The 16372-nt window shown below is 68.3% G+C and carries 17 protein-coding genes; 2 read left to right on the top strand and 15 right to left on the bottom strand.

Going from position 1 to position 16372, the window contains the following annotated elements; all coding sequences use genetic code 11:
* Positions 1–126: 126 nt before the first annotated feature.
* Positions 127–1974, bottom strand: a complete 1848-nt coding sequence (glmS, locus tag ACIQOU_RS21920; RefSeq protein WP_401538458.1) for a glutamine--fructose-6-phosphate transaminase (isomerizing) — start codon at positions 1972–1974, stop codon at positions 127–129.
* Between the two features lie 189 nt (positions 1975–2163).
* Here glmS and coaA point away from each other — a divergent pair, with 189 nt between their 5' ends.
* Positions 2164–3153, top strand: coding sequence for a type I pantothenate kinase (gene coaA / locus ACIQOU_RS21915; protein ID WP_401538457.1), 990 nt, complete (start codon positions 2164–2166; stop codon positions 3151–3153).
* 642 nt (positions 3154–3795) lie between these two features.
* Here coaA and glmM read toward each other — a convergent pair.
* The 4 genes from glmM to ACIQOU_RS21895 all read right to left on the bottom strand — a co-directional run bounded on the left by glmM (position 3796) and on the right by ACIQOU_RS21895 (position 7753).
* Positions 3796–5154, bottom strand: a complete 1359-nt coding sequence (gene glmM, locus ACIQOU_RS21910; protein ID WP_401538456.1) for a phosphoglucosamine mutase — start codon at positions 5152–5154, stop codon at positions 3796–3798.
* Between the two features lie 192 nt (positions 5155–5346).
* Positions 5347–5862 (bottom strand): 30S ribosomal protein S9, encoded by a 516-nt coding sequence (gene rpsI / locus ACIQOU_RS21905; RefSeq protein ID WP_401538454.1) that lies wholly within the window; start codon positions 5860–5862, stop codon positions 5347–5349.
* A 43-nt stretch (positions 5863–5905) separates the two neighbouring features.
* Positions 5906–6349 (bottom strand): 50S ribosomal protein L13, encoded by a 444-nt coding sequence (gene rplM, locus ACIQOU_RS21900; protein ID WP_401538452.1) that lies wholly within the window; start codon positions 6347–6349, stop codon positions 5906–5908.
* Between the two features lie 204 nt (positions 6350–6553).
* Positions 6554–7753 (bottom strand): glycosyltransferase family 87 protein, encoded by a 1200-nt coding sequence (locus tag ACIQOU_RS21895; RefSeq protein WP_401538451.1) that lies wholly within the window; start codon positions 7751–7753, stop codon positions 6554–6556.
* Positions 7754–7827: 74 nt separating this feature from the next.
* Here ACIQOU_RS21895 and ACIQOU_RS21890 point away from each other — a divergent pair, with 74 nt between their 5' ends.
* On the top strand, positions 7828–8712 hold the full coding sequence (locus ACIQOU_RS21890; protein ID WP_401538450.1) for a hypothetical protein: 885 nt from the start codon (positions 7828–7830) through the stop codon (positions 8710–8712).
* Positions 8713–8719: 7 nt separating this feature from the next.
* Here ACIQOU_RS21890 and truA read toward each other — a convergent pair whose 3' ends face one another.
* The 10 genes from truA to secY form a co-directional block, all read right to left on the bottom strand.
* Positions 8720–9577: a tRNA pseudouridine(38-40) synthase TruA gene (truA, locus tag ACIQOU_RS21885; RefSeq protein WP_401538449.1), complete on the bottom strand. Its 858-nt coding sequence runs from the start codon at positions 9575–9577 to the stop codon at positions 8720–8722.
* Positions 9578–9709: 132 nt separating this feature from the next.
* The gene (rplQ, locus tag ACIQOU_RS21880; RefSeq protein WP_401538448.1) at positions 9710–10210 is read right to left on the bottom strand and encodes a 50S ribosomal protein L17; all 501 of its coding nucleotides are present in this window, start codon (positions 10208–10210) and stop codon (positions 9710–9712) included.
* 231 nt (positions 10211–10441) lie between these two features.
* Positions 10442–11464: a DNA-directed RNA polymerase subunit alpha gene (locus ACIQOU_RS21875; RefSeq protein WP_003966937.1), complete on the bottom strand. Its 1023-nt coding sequence runs from the start codon at positions 11462–11464 to the stop codon at positions 10442–10444.
* 125 nt (positions 11465–11589) lie between these two features.
* The gene (rpsK, locus tag ACIQOU_RS21870) at positions 11590–11994 is read right to left on the bottom strand and encodes a 30S ribosomal protein S11 (RefSeq protein WP_003956432.1); all 405 of its coding nucleotides are present in this window, start codon (positions 11992–11994) and stop codon (positions 11590–11592) included.
* Between the two features lie 66 nt (positions 11995–12060).
* Positions 12061–12441 (bottom strand): 30S ribosomal protein S13, encoded by a 381-nt coding sequence (gene rpsM, locus ACIQOU_RS21865; RefSeq protein ID WP_037680379.1) that lies wholly within the window; start codon positions 12439–12441, stop codon positions 12061–12063.
* Positions 12442–12636: 195 nt separating this feature from the next.
* The gene (gene rpmJ / locus ACIQOU_RS21860) at positions 12637–12750 is read right to left on the bottom strand and encodes a 50S ribosomal protein L36 (protein ID WP_003998809.1); all 114 of its coding nucleotides are present in this window, start codon (positions 12748–12750) and stop codon (positions 12637–12639) included.
* 58 nt (positions 12751–12808) lie between these two features.
* Positions 12809–13030 (bottom strand): translation initiation factor IF-1, encoded by a 222-nt coding sequence (infA, locus tag ACIQOU_RS21855; protein ID WP_003948620.1) that lies wholly within the window; start codon positions 13028–13030, stop codon positions 12809–12811.
* Between the two features lie 330 nt (positions 13031–13360).
* The gene (gene map / locus ACIQOU_RS21850; RefSeq protein WP_401538603.1) at positions 13361–14197 is read right to left on the bottom strand and encodes a type I methionyl aminopeptidase; all 837 of its coding nucleotides are present in this window, start codon (positions 14195–14197) and stop codon (positions 13361–13363) included.
* Positions 14198–14303: 106 nt separating this feature from the next.
* The gene (locus ACIQOU_RS21845; RefSeq protein ID WP_401538447.1) at positions 14304–14966 is read right to left on the bottom strand and encodes an adenylate kinase; all 663 of its coding nucleotides are present in this window, start codon (positions 14964–14966) and stop codon (positions 14304–14306) included.
* Positions 14966–16279: a preprotein translocase subunit SecY gene (gene secY, locus ACIQOU_RS21840; protein WP_401538446.1), complete on the bottom strand. Its 1314-nt coding sequence runs from the start codon at positions 16277–16279 to the stop codon at positions 14966–14968. Before secY ends, ACIQOU_RS21845 begins: the two co-directional genes overlap by 1 nt.
* Positions 16280–16372: the final 93 nt, after the last annotated feature.

Here is a 16372-nt window from a genome sequence, read left to right as displayed (position 1 = left end):
ACCCCCACTCCCCCTCCCAGTAACCGCACCCACCCCAACTCCCCGCCCCCCAGCGGGCGTTCACCGCTCAGCCCCGAACCGCTCCCCGTGAAGCCAACCGCCCCCGCCCCATCGCCCCCCTCCCCCTCACTCCACCGTCACCGACTTCGCGAGGTTGCGGGGCTGGTCCACCTCGTTGCCCCGGGCCGTGGCCAGTTCGCAGGCGAAGACCTGCAACGGGACCGTGGCGACCAGGGGTTGGAGCAGGGTCGGGGTGGCCGGGATGCGGATCAGGTGGTCGGCGTAGGGGACGACCGCCTCGTCGCCCTCCTCGGCGATCACGATGGTCCGCGCCCCCCGCGCCCGGATCTCCTGGATGTTGGAGACGATCTTGTCGTGCAGCACCGACCGCCCACGCGGCGAGGGCACGACCACGACCACCGGCATGTCCTGCTCGATCAGCGCGATCGGCCCGTGCTTCAACTCCCCCGCGGCGAAGCCCTCCGCGTGCATGTAGGCGAGTTCCTTGAGCTTGAGCGCGCCCTCCAGGGCGACCGGGTACCCGACGTGCCGCCCCAGGAACAGCACCGTGTTCTTGTGGGCCAGCGACCGCGCCAGCTCCCGCACCGGACCCATGGTGTCCAGCACCCGTTCGACCGCGTCGGAGACCCGCGCCAGATCCCGGACGACGACGCCGATCTCGTCGCCCCACTTGGTGCCCCGCACCTGCCCGAGGTACAGCGCGACGAGGTAGCAGGCGACCAGCTGCGTCAGGAACGCCTTGGTGGAGGCGACGGCGACCTCGGGCCCGGCGTGCGTGTAGAGCACGGCGTCGGACTCGCGGGGGATCGTCGAACCGTTGGTGTTGCAGATGGCCAGCACCTTGGAGCCCTGCTCGCGCGCGTGCCGCAACGCCATCAGCGTGTCCATCGTCTCGCCGGACTGCGAGATCGCGACGACCAGCGAACGGGGCCCGAGGATCGGGTCCCGGTAACGGAACTCGCTGGCCAGCTCCACCTCGCACGGCAGCCGCGTCCAGTGCTCGATCGCGTACTTGGCGATGAGCCCGGCGTGGAAGGCCGTTCCGCACGCGACGATCACGACCTTGTCGACCTCCCGCAGCTCGGCGGCGCCGATCCGGACCTCGTCCAGCGTCAGCGAACCCCCCGCGTCGATCCGCCCGAGCAGCGTGTCGGCGACCGCCTTCGGCTGCTCGGCGATCTCCTTCAGCATGAAGTAGTCGTAGCCGCCCTTCTCCGCCGCCGACACGTCCCAGTCGACGTGGTAGGAGCGGACGTCGGCCGCCCTGCCGTCGAACCCGGTCACCGTGACCCCGTCCCGGCGCAGCTCCACCACCTGGTCCTGGCCCAGCTCGATCGCCGACCGGGTGTGCGCGATGAACGCGGCGACGTCGGACGCGAGGAACGCCTCGCCCTCCCCGACCCCCACCACCAGCGGCGAGTTGCGGCGCGCCCCGACCACCACGTCCGGCTCGTCGGCATGCACCGCGACCAGCGTGAACGCCCCCTCCAGGCGCCGGCACACCAGCCGCATCGCCTCCGCGAGGTCCGCGCACGCCGAGAACTCCTCGGCCAGCAGATGCGCGACGACCTCGGTGTCGGTGTCGGACGTGAGGTCGTGCCCACGCTCGGCCAGCTCGGCCCGGAGCGCGGCGAAGTTCTCGATGATCCCGTTGTGCACGACGGCGACCCGGCCCGCGTTGTCGAGGTGCGGATGGGCGTTGGCGTCGGTCGGCGCGCCGTGCGTGGCCCACCGGGTGTGCCCGATCCCGGTCGAACCGCTCGGCAACGGCCGTTCCGCCAGCTCCTTCTCCAGGTTGACGAGTTTCCCGGCCCGTTTCGCTGCGGCCAGGCCGCCGTCGGCCGGCACCGCGACGCCCGCCGAGTCGTATCCCCGGTACTCCAGCCGCTTCAGTCCGGCCATCACGACATCCAGCGCCGACTGCGACCCCACGTATCCCACGATTCCGCACATGAGCGGCACCCTACGGACAAGAGGCCGTCGAAAAGAGCCGACCCGTGCCCGAAATCGGAAATTCCCACCACCGTACGAGCGCCGAACGGACACCCTTGGTGCGCCGGAGTGACGGAACCCACGCTCCCCCGGAAGCGATAGGGGCGGGGGCGGCCCCCATTCCCGTTCAAACTCCGTTCACAATGGACTGTGATCTCTCCGGTCTCCTCGATTCCGCGGAGCGCCCACCGGCAGCGGCCGGAGGCGACTCCCTACGTCGACCTCACCCGAGCCGAGTGGAGCGCGCTGCGGCACAAGACGCCGTTGCCGCTCACCGCCGAGGAGGTCGAGAAGGTGCGCGGCCTCGGTGATGTCATCGACCTCGACGAGGTGCGGGACATCTACCTCCCGCTCTCCCGGCTCCTCAACCTCTACGTCGGCGCCACCGACGGCCTGCGCGGCGCGCTCAACACGTTCCTCGGCGAACAGGGCTCCCAGTCGGGGACGCCGTTCGTGATCGGGGTGGCCGGTTCGGTGGCCGGCGGCAAGTCCACCGTGGCCCGGCTGCTGCAAGCGCTGCTCTCCCGCTGGCCCGAGCACCCGCGCGTGGAACGCGTCACCACCGACGGTTTCCTGCTGCCCACCAAGGAACTCCAGGCGCGCGGCCTGATGGCGAGGAAAGGATTCCCCGAGTCCTACGACCGACGCGCGCTGACCCGTTTCGTCGCCGACATCAAGGCCGGCAAGGACGAGGTGACGGCACCCGTCTACTCCCACCTGATCTACGACATCGTCCCGGGCGAACGGCTCACCGTGCGCCGCCCGGACATCCTGATCGTCGAGGGTCTGAACGTCCTCCAGCCCGCGCTGCCCGGCAAGGACGGCCGCACCCGGGTCGCGCTCGCCGACTACTTCGACTTCAGCGTGTACGTCGACGCCCACCCCGACGACGTCGAGCAGTGGTACCTCAACCGCTTCCGCCAACTGCGCGCGACGGCGTTCCAGGACCCCTCGTCCTACTTCCGCAAATACACCCAGGTCTCAGAAGAAGAGGCCCTCGCCTACGCCCGCACCCAATGGCAGACGATCAATCTCCCCAACTTGAAAGAAAACATAGCCCCCACCCGCCCCCGAGCCACCCTGGTAATCCGCAAATCCCCATCCCACAAAGTCCAACGCCTAAGACTAAGAAAGCTGTAGCACCTTCTACGCACCTCCGCCGCCCGGGCGCAACCCGCACCCAACAACGGCGGAACGCCATTCTTTAGAGGCGCGGGACTGTACCCATATACGGCTCCGCCGCGCGAGCGCGACCACCCCCCACCGCCCGGCACCCAACAACGGCGGGACGCCATTCTTTAGGGGCGCGGGACTGTACCCATATACGGCTCCGCCGCGCGAGCGCGACCACCCCCCACGGACTCGCACCCAACAACGGCGGAACGCCATTCTTTCTTTAGGGGCGCGGGACTGTACCCATATACGGCTCCGCCGCGCGAGCGCGACCACCCCCCACAGGCTCGCACCCAACAACGGCGGGACGCCATTCTTTAGGGGCGCGGGGAACTGCGCGACAAGCCACGACGGCGCCGCGCCTTCAAACGCACCCACCCACCCCGACGGAGTCACGGGCGCCCCTACAAACGCCGCGCACGGCAACGTCGTTTAAGGGGCGCGGGACTGTATCAATATGCGGCTCCACCGCGCGGGCGCGACAAGCCCCCACGCACCCGCACCCCGCAACGCACCCCCAACTCCCCACCCCTCCCCGGAGGGGGGGGAAGCCCACGGGACCGACCAGGTCAGACCAGACCGGACCAGGTCAGAACCGGCCAGGTAGCCTCACCCCAGCGCAGACTTGACGGCATCAGCCAACCGCCCCGCCACAGCCCGAGCCTGCTCAATATCCGCAGCCTCCACCATCACGCGAACCAACGGCTCCGTCCCCGACGGCCGAAGCAACACCCGCCCGGTACCCCCGAGTTCCCGCTCAGCCTCGGCAACGGCAGTGGCCAACTCGGCAGACGTACCCACCCGCCCCCGATCGACGTCGGGAACGTTCACCAGCACCTGCGGCAACCGCTCCATCACGGACGCCAACTCCCGCAGCGACTTCCCACTGGAAGCGACCCGAGCCGCAAGCATCAACCCGGTCAGCGTCCCGTCACCGGTCGTCGCGTGATCCAGCACGATCACATGCCCCGACTGCTCACCCCCGAGGGCATACCCGTGCGCCTTCATCTCCTCCAGCACATACCGGTCCCCCACCCCCGTCTGAACGAGCGTCAGCCCCTCCCGCTCCAGCGCGAGCTTGAACCCGAGGTTCGACATCACGGTCGCGACGACGGTGTCGGACCGCAGCGCGGACCGCTCCCGCATGTCGAGCGCGAGCACGGCGAGGATCTGGTCGCCATCGATCTCCGCACCGGTGTGGTCGACGGCGAGACACCGGTCGGCGTCCCCGTCGTGCGCGATGCCGAGCGCGGCCCCGTGCTCGACGACGGCGGCCCGCAGCTTCTCCATGTGCGTGGAGCCGCAGCCGTCGTTGATGTTGAGCCCGTCGGGCGCCGCGCCGATCGTGATGACCTCGGCACCCGCGCGGGAGAACGCCTCGGGCGAGACGCGGGAGGCCGCGCCGTGCGCCTCGTCGAGAACGATCTTCAGACCGTCGAGCCGGCTCGGGAGCACGCCGATGAGGTGGGCGACGTACTGGTCGAACCCCTCGTCGTAGGAGCGGACCCGGCCGACGCCCGCGCCGGTGGGCCGCTGCCAGGGCTCGCCCGTGCGGTGCTCGTCGTAGACCCGCTCGATGCGGTCCTCCAGCTCGTCGGCGAGTTTGTGACCGCCGCGCGCGAAGAACTTGATGCCGTTGTCGGGCATGGCGTTGTGGCTGGCGGAAAGCATCACGCCGAGGTCGGCGCCGAGCGCGCCGGTGAGGTAGGCGACCGCGGGCGTCGGCAGCACGCCGACCTTCAGCACGTCCACGCCGGCGCTGGCGAGCCCGGCGACCACGGCGGCCTCCAGGAACTCACCGGACGCGCGCGGGTCACGCCCGACGACCGCCGTCGGCCGGTGGCCCTCGAAGGTGCCGGCTTCCGCCAGTACGTGTGCTGCGGCCACGGAGAGCCCGAGGGCCAGTTCCGCCGTCAGGTCCACGTTGGCGACACCGCGCACGCCGTCCGTGCCGAAGAGTCGTCCCACTTTTCCTCCTTGAGGAAGCGTCAGTCGGGGATGCACGGCTCCCGCATCCCCGGCATGCCATGTGTGGTCATCCGATCACACCAGCCTTTGAGCATCTTGTGCCGTTATACGCGTCAGCTGGCAATAAACGAACGCCCCGGCGGCACTGTGGCGTGCCGCCGGGGCGTTCGAGGTACAGAACAGCAGCGGTGATTAACGCTTGCTGTACTGCGGGGCCTTACGGGCCTTCTTGAGACCGGCCTTCTTGCGCTCGACCGCACGGTCGTCGCGCTTGAGGAAGCCTGCCTTCTTCAGGGCCGGACGGTTGTTGTCGACGTCGGCCTCGTTCAGGGCGCGGGCGACACCGAGACGGAGCGCACCGGCCTGACCCGAGACACCGCCACCGGCGATGCGGGCGACGACGTCGTAACGGCCTTCCAGCTCAAGCACCTTGAAGGGCTCGTTGACTTCCTGCTGGTGCACCTTGTTGGGGAAGTAGTCCTCAAGGGTGCGGCCGTTGATCTTCCACTTGCCGGTGCCCGGGACGATCCGGACGCGGGCGATGGCGTTCTTGCGACGGCCCAGGCCGGCGGCCGGCTGCGGGTCGCCGAAGCGGCCCGCGAGGGACTCGGAGGTGTACTCACCGTCGACGACGGGGACGTCCGACTCCGTGGTGTAGCTGTCGATCTCAAGCTCTTCGAGCGGCTGCTCGGCAGTGGTCTCGGCCACGATGCTCCTCAGATTCTGTTTCAGTCTTAGGGGGTGGCCGGAACTACTGCGCGACCTGGGTGATCTCGAACGGCACCGGCTGCTGCGCAGCGTGCGGGTGCTGGTCGCCCGAGTAGACCTTCAGCTTGCTGAGCATCTGACGGCCCAGGGTGTTCTTGGGGAGCATGCCCTTGACGGCCTTTTCCACAGCCTTCTCGGGGTTCTTGTCGAGCAGCTCGTCGTAGCGGACGGAGCGCAGACCGCCCGGGTAACCGGAGTGGCGGTACGCCATCTTCTGGGTCCGCTTGTTGCCCGACAGGTGCACCTTGTCCGCGTTGATGATGACGACGAAGTCACCGGTGTCGACGTGGGGGGCGTAGATCGGCTTGTGCTTGCCCCGCAGGAGGGAGGCGGCGGTCGTGGCGAGACGGCCCAGGACGATGTCCTGAGCGTCGATGACGTGCCACTGGCGCGTCACATCGCCGGGCTTGGGGCTGTACGTACGCACGGTTCGTAGCCTTCGCTTCGAGTGAATGGTCCTGAACAGGTCACCGAAACGATCACGACAGCCTGGACCGCACTGCGGCGACGCATACCGCGTACGTGGGTCGCTGGTCATCGGCCCGGTGGACCGGTGTAAGGGCCCGTCCCGTGAGAATGAGCAAGCCAATACACAACGAAGAAGCAGAATACCCGCGGTGCCCCGGACGGGTCAAAACGCGGGATCTCCGTTCATGGTCACCTTACCGGCGACGGCCGTTGCGGGGGCGCCCAGCAGACGGCTGCGAACGTTGTGACGCGCGACCGTCACGGCCAGCGTGACCAGCGTGAACGCGTCCTTGAAGGCCCTGCGCTGCGGCGGCTCCAGGTAGGGCAGCGACAGCCCCGTGAGCTGCGGCGCCAGCGCCAGCCAGAACCACGGCGTGCGGGCCACGGACCCGGCGTACGGGACTCCGGCGAGCAGCAGCGGCACGACGACCAGGAGGTAGTGGTCGTAGGAGGGGCGGGAGACCAGGAACGCCGAGAGCATCAGCCCGGCCGCCGTCTCCGCGAGCCGCAGGGCGTCGGGGCCCGGCCCGTGCCAGCGCAGATACGCGCAGGCCACCCCGGCCGCGCAGAGCAGCAGGGCGATGCCCTCGGCCACCGTCTGCGGCACCCCGAGCCGTGGCAGCACGGCCGCCGGGGACGCCTCGTAGAGCCGCACGAAACCGTCGTCGCCGCGCAGCAGGAACGGCAGGGTGCGGGTGACGAAGCCGAGCGGGTCGGGCAGCAGCAGCGCGGCACCGGCCGAGGCGACGGCGGGCACCAGCACCAGGGCCGCCAGCGCCCGCGTCCGGCGCGCGAAGACGAACAGCAGGGCGACCGGCGCCAGCAGCGGCTTCAGCGCGATCGCCGCCCCGAGGACCACACCGGCCGCCGTCCAGCGCCCCCGCCCGGCGAGCAGCAGGGCCAGCGGCAGCGCCAGGGCGGCCGTCGCCGTCCAGTTCGCCAGCAGCAGGAGATGCCCGAACGGCGCGAAACACGCCGCCGACCCCAGCAGCCCCAGCACCGCGCACCGGCTGCGCAGCGGGACGCAGTACAGCCGCAGCGCGCACGCCCACCCCGCCAGCAGGCACCCGCTCACCGCGACCGGCACCAGCACGCGTAGGACGGACACCGGCAGCAGGGCCTGCGGGGCGGCCGCGAGGACCGCGCTCGGCAAATAAAGGAAGTGCGGATCGTCATACGGCGACCCTCCGGCCAGCCAGGTCCGCGCGGCCCGCACGACGATCGCGTTGTCCATCCCTCCGTCCGAGGTCACACGTGCCGTACGCAGCACGGCGGCGCCCAGGACGACCCCCAGCGCCACCCACAGATGCCAGGAGGCGCGCCGTACCAACCACCCGGAGATGTCGTTTTTGCCGGTATCCACCGGGGCAACGCTAGGGCCTCGGAGCCCCGTTGGGACGCACCAGCACGCCCCGTGCCCCGTCTAAGATGCGGCCCATGAGCTTCGGGCAGCAGGGGGGACCCCCGTCCCAGTGGGACCCCTGGAAACCGCATTCCCAGCAGCCGTGGACCGACGACGGCGGCGCCACCCCGGACTGGGCCGCGCTCGCCGAGCAGTCCGAGACCCGCAACCGCAAGAAACGGCTGCTGCTGATCGGCGGCGGCGCGTTCGCGACCCTCGCGGTCGGCACCGCCGTCGCCATGGCCGTCGTCTCGGCGGGCGGCGGTGACGACGAGGCGTCCAACAAGCCGACCTCGCAGCTGCCCGCCAGCGCCTCGCTGCCCGACGGCACCGGGACGGCCCCCTCGTTCGCGCCGACCAGCGCGGCACCGCCGTTGGACCCGAAGGACTTCATCGCCAGCAAGGCCAAGGACACGGCGCCGCTCAGCGCCGCGCTGCTCTTCCCCGGCACCCAGCTGACGATGGGCTCGACCGTGTACAAGAAGGGCGGGACGGCCGACGTCGAGGACTGCGCCTCGGTCACCCAGGGCACGCTCCCGAAGGTCCTCACCGGCAACGGCTGCACCAGCCTGATGCGGGCGACCTACGTCAAGGACGGCGTCGCGGTGACCGTCGGCGTGGCCGTGTTCGACACCCAGGCCGAGGCGACCAAGGCCAAGGGCGAGTCGGACAAGAAGGGCTTCGTGAAGCCGCTCGCCGGCAACGGCGTGCAGAGCTTCTGCGTCTCCGCGCTGTGCCGCACGACCACCAACTCCGTCGGCCGGTACGCCTACTTCACCATCGCCGGGTTCACCGACGGCAAGGACGTCACGGAGAAGGACACCGCGGTGTTCTCCATCGGCGACGACCTGGCGGAGTTCACCTTCCGCCAGATCAACCGCCGCGGCGAGGCCCAGGCGTCGGCCGCCGCCAACCGCTGACGCCCGCTCAGCAGCAGCCCGCCGACGGCAGGGAGCGCTTGTTGCGCGCCTCCTTGCCGCGCGCGGCGAGGAGTTCGTCGGCGGGGTAGCCGACCTCCTCCAGGGTCAGCCCGTGCGGCCGCACGACGTGCACGGCCGAGTCCCGCACCCGGGCCGCCAGCACCTTCCCCGGCCACTCGGCGCCCCGGTGCCCGTCGCCCACGAACAGCAGCGCCCCGATCAGCGAACGCACCATGTTGTGGCAGAACGCGTCGGCCCGCACGGTCGCCGTGACGACACCGTCGTCGCCGCGCACCAGGCTCAGCTGCTGGAGCGTGCGGATGGTGGTGGCACCCTCGCGCTTCTTGCAGTAGGCCGCGAAGTCGTGCTCGCCGAGGAGATGCCTGGCCGCCTCGTTCATGGCGTCCACGTCGAGCGGCCAGTCGTGCCACAGCACGTGTCCGCGCAGCAACGGATCGACGCCCCCGGGGTGATCGGTGACCCGGTACGCGTAGCGCCGCCAGATCGCCGAGAACCGCGCGTTGAAGCCCTCCGGCGCCTCGGTCAGCCGCCAGACCCGCACGTCCTTCGCCAGCCGCCCGGCGAGCCGCTTGAGCAGCTTCTCGCGGTGCTCGGCCCACAGCTCCTCGGGCACGTCGACGTGGGCGACCTGCCCGCGCGCGTGCACCCCGGCGTCGGTCCGCCCGGCCACGGTCAGATCGAACGGCGTCCCCGGCGACCGCGTCACCGTCCGCAGCGCGTCCTCGATCTCGCCCTGCACGGTCCGCCGCCCGCCGGCTTGCTTGGCCCAGCCGGAGAACCCGGACCCGTCGTAGGACAGATCGAGCCGCACCCGGACGTGCCCGGGCTCCACTTCGTCACTCACTCCCGCATCCTCTTCCCACGTCACCCACGTCACCCACGTCTCCCACGTCCTCTGGCCGCGTCCACTCCCAGGTACGCGAAAGCGGGCCCGCCTCGAAAGGCGAACCCGCTCTCACGTCATTCGGAGCCTGGATCAGGCGTCCTTGGACTCCTCGGCCGGGGCCTCAGCGGCGTCCGACGTGGTGTCCTCGACGACCTCGTTCTTCGCGAGGGCGTCTTCCTTGACGGCGCGCTGCGTGGCGGCCTCGGCCTCACCGGTCGCCTGCTGGGCGACGGTCAGGGCCTCGACCAGCTCGATGACGGCCATGGGCGCGTTGTCGCCGCGACGGTTACCGATCTTGGTGATACGGGTGTAACCACCGGGACGGTTCTCGTAGCGCGGGCCGATCTCGGTGAAGAGCGTGTGCACGATGCTCTTGTCCGTGATGACCTGGAGGACCTGGCGACGGTTGTGCAGGTCGCCCTTCTTCGCCTTGGTCACCAGTCGCTCGGCGTACGGCCGCAGACGGCGGGCCTTCGCCTCGGTGGTGGTGATCCGGCCGTGCTCGAACAGCGCCTTCGCGAGGTTCGCGAGCAGCAGCTTCTCGTGCGCGGCACCGCCGCCGAGACGGGCACCCTTGGTGGGCTTCGGCATGGTTCTTCTCCTGTATGTCTGCCCCGGCCGTACAAGGTACCGAGGTCAGTATCCGAGCAGACGGCTGTCTGTCGAAGATCCGACGGTTCGTAACGAACGCCGGAGAATGCAGCGCCCCGTAAGGGGCGCGGGGAACGGCGCGACCAGCCGAAACGAACCGGCAGCCGAAAACGACCCCTCAGAGCCCGAGCTGTGAGTACTGCTCGGTGCTCTTAGTACCGCTCAGTGCTCTTAGTACTGCTCGGTCTCGACGAACCCGGCGTCCGCGTCGTCGTCGGCACCAAAGGCGTCGGCGGCGGCGGTCGGGTCGAATCCGGGCGGGCTGTCCTTGAGCGCGAGGCCCATGCCGGCCAGCTTCGCCTTGACCTCGTCGATGGACTTCGCACCGAAGTTGCGGATGTCCAGCAGGTCGGCCTCGGAGCGAGCGACCAGCTCACCCACGGAGTGGATGCCCTCACGCTTGAGGCAGTTGTACGACCGAACGGTGAGCTCCAGCTCCTCGATCGGCAGCGCCAGATCAGCGGCGAGCGCGGCGTCCGTCGGGGACGGACCCATGTCGATGCCCTCGGCGTCGATGTTCAGCTCGCGCGCGAGACCGAACAGCTCGACCAGGGTCTTACCGGCGGAGGCCATGGCGTCACGGGGACGCATCGCCTGCTTGGTCTCGACGTCGACGATCAGCTTGTCGAAGTCGGTGCGCTGCTCGACACGCGTGGCCTCGACCTTGTACGTGACCTTGAGAACGGGCGAGTAGATCGAGTCGACCGGGATGCGCCCGATCTCCTGACCGACCTGCTTGTTCTGCACGGCGGAGACATAGCCGCGACCGCGCTCGACGGTCAGCTCCATCTCCAGCTTGCCCTTGCCGTTGAGCGTGGCGAGGACGAGGTCGGGGTTGTGCACCTCGACACCGGCCGGGGGCGCGATGTCGGCGGCGGTGACCAGACCCGGGCCCTGCTTGCGCAGGTACATCACGACGGGCTCGTCGTGCTCCGAGGAGACGACCAGCTGCTTGATGTTGAGGATCAGGTCGGTGACGTCCTCCTTGACGCCCGGCACGGTGGTGAACTCGTGCAGAACGCCGTCGATCCGGATGCTGGTGACAGCAGCGCCGGGGATCGAGGAGAGGAGCGTGCGGCGCAGGGAGTTGCCGAGGGTGTAACCGAAGCCCGGCTCCAGCGGCTCGATCACGAACCGGGAGCGGAACTCGTCGACGACCTCTTCGGTCAACGAGGGACGCTGAGCGATCAGCATGTGTTGAGTCCTTCAGTCATGGACACCCACTATTTGATGTCCGACTAGTACTACAAGGGTACGGGCGGCACGCCACCGAAGTGCCGTACCGCCCGAAACCTAAGACAACCGTACGTCTGACGAGGTCAGACGCGGCGGCGCTTGGGGGGACGGCAGCCGTTGTGCGGGGTCGGCGTGACGTCCTGGATCGAGCCGACCTCAAGACCGGTCGCCTGAAGCGAACGGATGGCCGTCTCGCGACCCGAACCCGGGCCCTTCACGAAGACGTCGACCTTGCGCATGCCGTGCTCCTGGGCGCGACGGGCAGCCGACTCGGCAGCCATCTGCGCGGCGAACGGCGTGGACTTCCGGGAGCCCTTGAAGCCGACGTGGCCGGCGGAGGCCCAGGAGATCACGTTGCCGGACGGGTCCGTGATGGAGACGATCGTGTTGTTGAACGTGCTCTTGATGTGCGCGTGGCCGTGAGCGACGTTCTTCTTTTCCTTGCGGCGCACCTTCTTGGCAGCGCCCTGACGACCCTTGGGGGGCATCTAAATCTCCTACGGGAGGTGGTCGGTCCTACAGCGAAGACCGCTGGACGGCGTGTCCGCTGCGGACTACTTCTTGCCCGGCTTCTTCTTGCCGGCGATGGCGCGACGCGGGCCCTTGCGGGTACGAGCGTTCGTGCTGGTGCGCTGACCGCGGACGGGCAGACCACGACGGTGACGGAGACCCTGGTAGCACCCGATCTCGACCTTGCGGCGGATGTCGGCCTGGATCTCGCGACGGAGGTCACCCTCGGTCTTGATGTTGTTGTCGACGTACTCGCGGATCGCGACGAGCTGCTCTTCAGAGAGGTCGCGAACGCGGGTGTTCGGGTCGATACCGGTCTCGGCCAGCGTCAGCTGGGACAGCGTCCGGCCGATGCCGAACACATAGGTGAGGGCGACCTCCACGCGCTTTTCGCGCGGGATGTCAACACCGGAAACGCGTGCCATTCAATGGCTCCTGGTGATCTTCGGAGGTCTTCCACAGGGACCGCCTCCCAGCCGCCGTACCAGGTACGAACTGGGTCCCCGGCCTCCGACCGGGGGTGTCAGGCACACGCTGCCTGGGTCCTGCGTATGAACATGTTCAGCTCGCGTCGTGCGAATCTCTGCGATGTCGATGCAGAGGGAGAGGTCGATCGTGCGTCAGCCCTGGCGCTGCTTGTGGCGCGGGTTCTCGCAGATGACCATGACCCGACCGTGACGGCGGATCACCCTGCACTTGTCGCAGATCTTCTTGACGCTCGGCTTGACCTTCATGGGATGAGGTTCTCCGGGTCAGTGCCACCACCCCGCCGAAACGGGATGCGGGCAAGATCTACTTGTAGCGGTAGACGATCCGGCCACGTGTCAGGTCGTACGGAGACAACTCCACCACGACCCGGTCGTCAGGGAGGATGCGGATGTAGTGCATACGCATCTTGCCGCTGATGTGTGCCAGAACCTGGTGGCCGTTCTGGAGCTCGACCTTGAACATGGCGTTCGGAAGAGACTCGACGACAGTGCCCTCGATCTCGATGGCACCTTGCTTCTTGGCCACGCTTCGCCCTTCGAATCGACTACCTTGATCGCCTCACGCGAATCCAGACATACGGATGCACGAGAGCCGACGAGTCAGTCTACGTCAGCACCCACGGAAAGACGAATCGAGAAGGATGCCCCAGCCCAAAGATCATTAAGCCCGGGCTTCTACAAAACGCCCGTAAGGGAGCGCCCCAAAAGGGCGCGAGGCGTATCGATCTGCGGCTCCGCCGCGCGGGCGCGACCAGCGGCTTTTAGGGGGCGCGAGGAACTGCGCGAGAAGCCCCACGAACCTCCACTCGCGCACGGCGCACACCACCCCACCCCGTGGGCGAGGGCCCAAGACCCCTCAGCCCAGCGGGTCCGGCGCCGCCACAACCCCCAGCTCGGCAAGCTTCGCCTTACCGCCGTCGACAGCGGTGAGCACCAACGGCCCCGCCTCGGTCAACGCCACCGAATGCTCCCAGTGCGACGACCACGTCCCGTCGGTCGTGATGACCGTCCAGTCGTCGGACAGCACCTCGGTCCTGGGGGTCCCCAGGGACACCATGGGCTCGATGGCGAGGCAGAACCCCGGCACCAGCTTCGGCCCCTTGCCGCGCCGCTTCTCGACGTAGTTCAGCAGATGCGGGTCCATGTGCATCTCGGTCCCGATGCCGTGGCCGCCGTAGTCCTCGATGATCCCGTACTTGCCGCCGCCGGGCTTCGGCTGCCGGCGGATGTACGTCTCGATCGCACGGGAGACGTCGACCAGCCGGTTCCCCGGCTTCATCGCGGCGATCCCGGCCCACATCGACTCCTCGGTCACCCGGGACAGTTCGATCAGCTCGGGGGCGTGACCCGAGCCGACGAACGCCGTGAACGCCGCGTCGCCGTGCCAGCCGTCGACGATCGCGCCGCAGTCGATGGAGATGATGTCGCCGTCCTTCAGCACGACCTCGTCGGAGGGGATGCCGTGGACGACGACCTCGTTGACGGAGGTGCAGATGGTGGCCGGGAAGCCGCCGTAGCCAAGGAAGTTGGGCTTGGCGTCATGGTCGGCGAGGACCTTGCGGGCGACCTGGTCGAGGTCCTTCGTGGTGGCCCCGGGAACGGCCGCCTCACGCGTCGCGGCGTGGATCGCGGCGACGACCAGCCCCGCCCGACGCATCGTCGCGATCTGCTCGGGGGTCTTGATCTGCACCATGGGGGGCCTGCGCTCTCCGTCACTCACGACAACCGGTCTACGGACACCTGTACAACACTACGGCCGTGACGCCCCAGGGACGTCACGGCCGGTTCCAGCTCGACGGCTACTTGCCGGCGTTCTCCCGCTTGAGGGCCTCCAGGGCCCGCCCCGTGACCTCTTCCACCGGGCCGAGGGAGGAGATCGTGACGACCAGCCCCTGCGCCCGGTAGTAGTCGATGATCGGCTCGGTCTGCGTGTGGTAGACCTCAAGCCGCTTACGGACGGTGTCCTCGGAGTCGTCGTCCCGCTGGTACAGCTCGCCACCGCAGACGTCACAGACGCCGTCCTGCTGCGGCTTGCTGTAGGTGACGTGGAAGACGTGCGCGGAGTCGTTACGGCAGATGCGCCGACCGGCGATCCGCTTGACGACCTCCTCCTCGGGAACTTCGAGGTCCAGCACGGCTTCCAGCTTGATGCCCTCGGTCGTCAGCAGCTCGTCGAGCGCCTCGGCCTGCGAGACATTGCGCGGGAAACCGTCGAGCAGGAAGCCGTTCTCGGCGTCCGGCTGCTCCATGCGGTCCTTGGCCATGGCGATCGTGACCTCGTCGGGGACGAGATTACCGGCGTCCATGTAGGACTTCGCGAGTTTCCCGAGCTCCGTCTGCCGACTGATGTTGGCGCGGAACAGGTCGCCCGTGGAAATGTGCGGCACACCCAGCGTCGCGGCTAGACGCGTGGCCTGCGTGCCCTTTCCCGCACCCGGCGGCCCGACGAGAACGATGCGCATCAGCGGAGGAACCCTTCGTAATTGCGCTGCTGAAGCTGGCTCTCGATCTGCTTCACGGTCTCAAGACCGACACCCACGATGATGAGGATGCTGGTCCCGCCGAACGGGAAGTTACCGGTTGCCCCGAACCCGACCAACGCCATCGTTGGCACGAGAGCGATCAGCCCCAAGTACAGCGAACCCGGCCAGGTGATCCGGTTGAGTACGTACGACAGGTACTCAGCGGTCGGTCGGCCAGCCCGGATGCCCGGGATGAAACCACCATACTTCTTCATGTTGTCGGCTACTTCTTCGGGGTTGAAGGAGATCGCCACGTAGAAGAACGCGAAGAAAACGATCAGCAAGAAGTAGCTGACCAGGTAGATCGGGTGGTCACCCTTGGTCAGGTTGTTCTCGATCCAGGTCTTCCAGCCGGAGGTGCCACCGGAGAACTGCGCGACCAGAGCCGGGATGTAGAGCAGCGACGACGCGAAGATGACCGGAATGACACCCGCCTGATTGACCTTCAGCGGGATGTACGTCGAGGTACCGCCGTAGGAACGGCGGCCGATCATGCGCTTCGCGTACTGCACCGGGATGCGGCGCTGGGCCTGCTCGACGAAGACGACCAGGCCGACCATGACCAGGCCGACGAGGATCACGGTGCCGAACTCGATCCAGCCGTCCGCGAGCTTGCCCTGCTTCTTGATGGCCCACAGGGCCGAGGGGAAGGTGGCGGCGATCGAGATGAACATGAGGATCGACATGCCGTTGCCGATACCGCGGTCGGTGATCAGCTCGCCCAGCCACATGACCATGGCCGTACCGGCGGTCATGCAGATGACCATGGTGATGGTGGTGAAGATCGCCTGGTCGGGAACGATGCTGGTGGCGACCGGGCAGCCAGTGAAGAGGGCGCCGCTGCGGGCGGTGGCCACCAGGCCGGTGCCCTGAAGGATGGCGAGGGCCACGGTCAGGTAGCGGGTGTACTGCGTGATCTTCGCCGTGCCGGCCTGGCCCTCCTTCTTGAGGGCTTCCAGGCGTGGGATCACCACGGTCAGCAGCTGGAGGATGATGCTCGCCGTGATGTACGGCATGATGCCCAGCGCGAAGATCGTGATCTGGAGCAGCGCGCCACCGCTGAACATGTTGACCAGACCGAACAGTCCCTGGGTACCGGACGCGTCGTTCACACACGTCTGGACGGCCTGGTAGTTGATGCCGGGGATCGGGACGTGGGTACCGACCCGGTACACCACGATGATGGCCAGCGTGAAGAGCAGCTTCTTGCGCAGGTCGGGCGTCCTGAACGCCCGGGCGAACGCGGTGAGCACGGTGCCTCCTGCGACCCCCGCGCAACTGCGTCAAGGGTGACGGTCTTGAGGTTCGACGAATAGGAAGACGAACTGGGGACGGCTGACAGCTAG

Source organism: Streptomyces sp. NPDC091279, from assembly GCF_044757465.1.
Lineage (GTDB): Bacteria > Actinomycetota > Actinomycetes > Streptomycetales > Streptomycetaceae > Streptomyces.
Note: the sequence above shows the minus strand (reverse complement) of the source record. Positions and strands in the feature narration are given on the sequence as shown.

Coding starts and splice junctions, on each gene's coding strand:
- glmS (WP_401538458.1), bottom strand. CDS start 1,974: ATGTGCGGAATCGTGGGATACGTGGGGTCGCAGTCGGCGCTGGATGTC.
- ACIQOU_RS21890 (WP_401538450.1), top strand. CDS start 7,828: ATGAGCTTCGGGCAGCAGGGGGGACCCCCGTCCCAGTGGGACCCCTGG.
- rplQ (WP_401538448.1), bottom strand. CDS start 10,210: ATGCCGAAGCCCACCAAGGGTGCCCGTCTCGGCGGCGGTGCCGCGCAC.
- ACIQOU_RS21875 (WP_003966937.1), bottom strand. CDS start 11,464: ATGCTGATCGCTCAGCGTCCCTCGTTGACCGAAGAGGTCGTCGACGAG.
- rpsK (WP_003956432.1), bottom strand. CDS start 11,994: ATGCCCCCCAAGGGTCGTCAGGGCGCTGCCAAGAAGGTGCGCCGCAAG.
- rpsM (WP_037680379.1), bottom strand. CDS start 12,441: ATGGCACGCGTTTCCGGTGTTGACATCCCGCGCGAAAAGCGCGTGGAG.
- rpmJ (WP_003998809.1), bottom strand. CDS start 12,750: ATGAAGGTCAAGCCGAGCGTCAAGAAGATCTGCGACAAGTGCAGGGTG.
- map (WP_401538603.1), bottom strand. CDS start 14,197: ATGGTGCAGATCAAGACCCCCGAGCAGATCGCGACGATGCGTCGGGCG.
- ACIQOU_RS21845 (WP_401538447.1), bottom strand. CDS start 14,966: ATGCGCATCGTTCTCGTCGGGCCGCCGGGTGCGGGAAAGGGCACGCAG.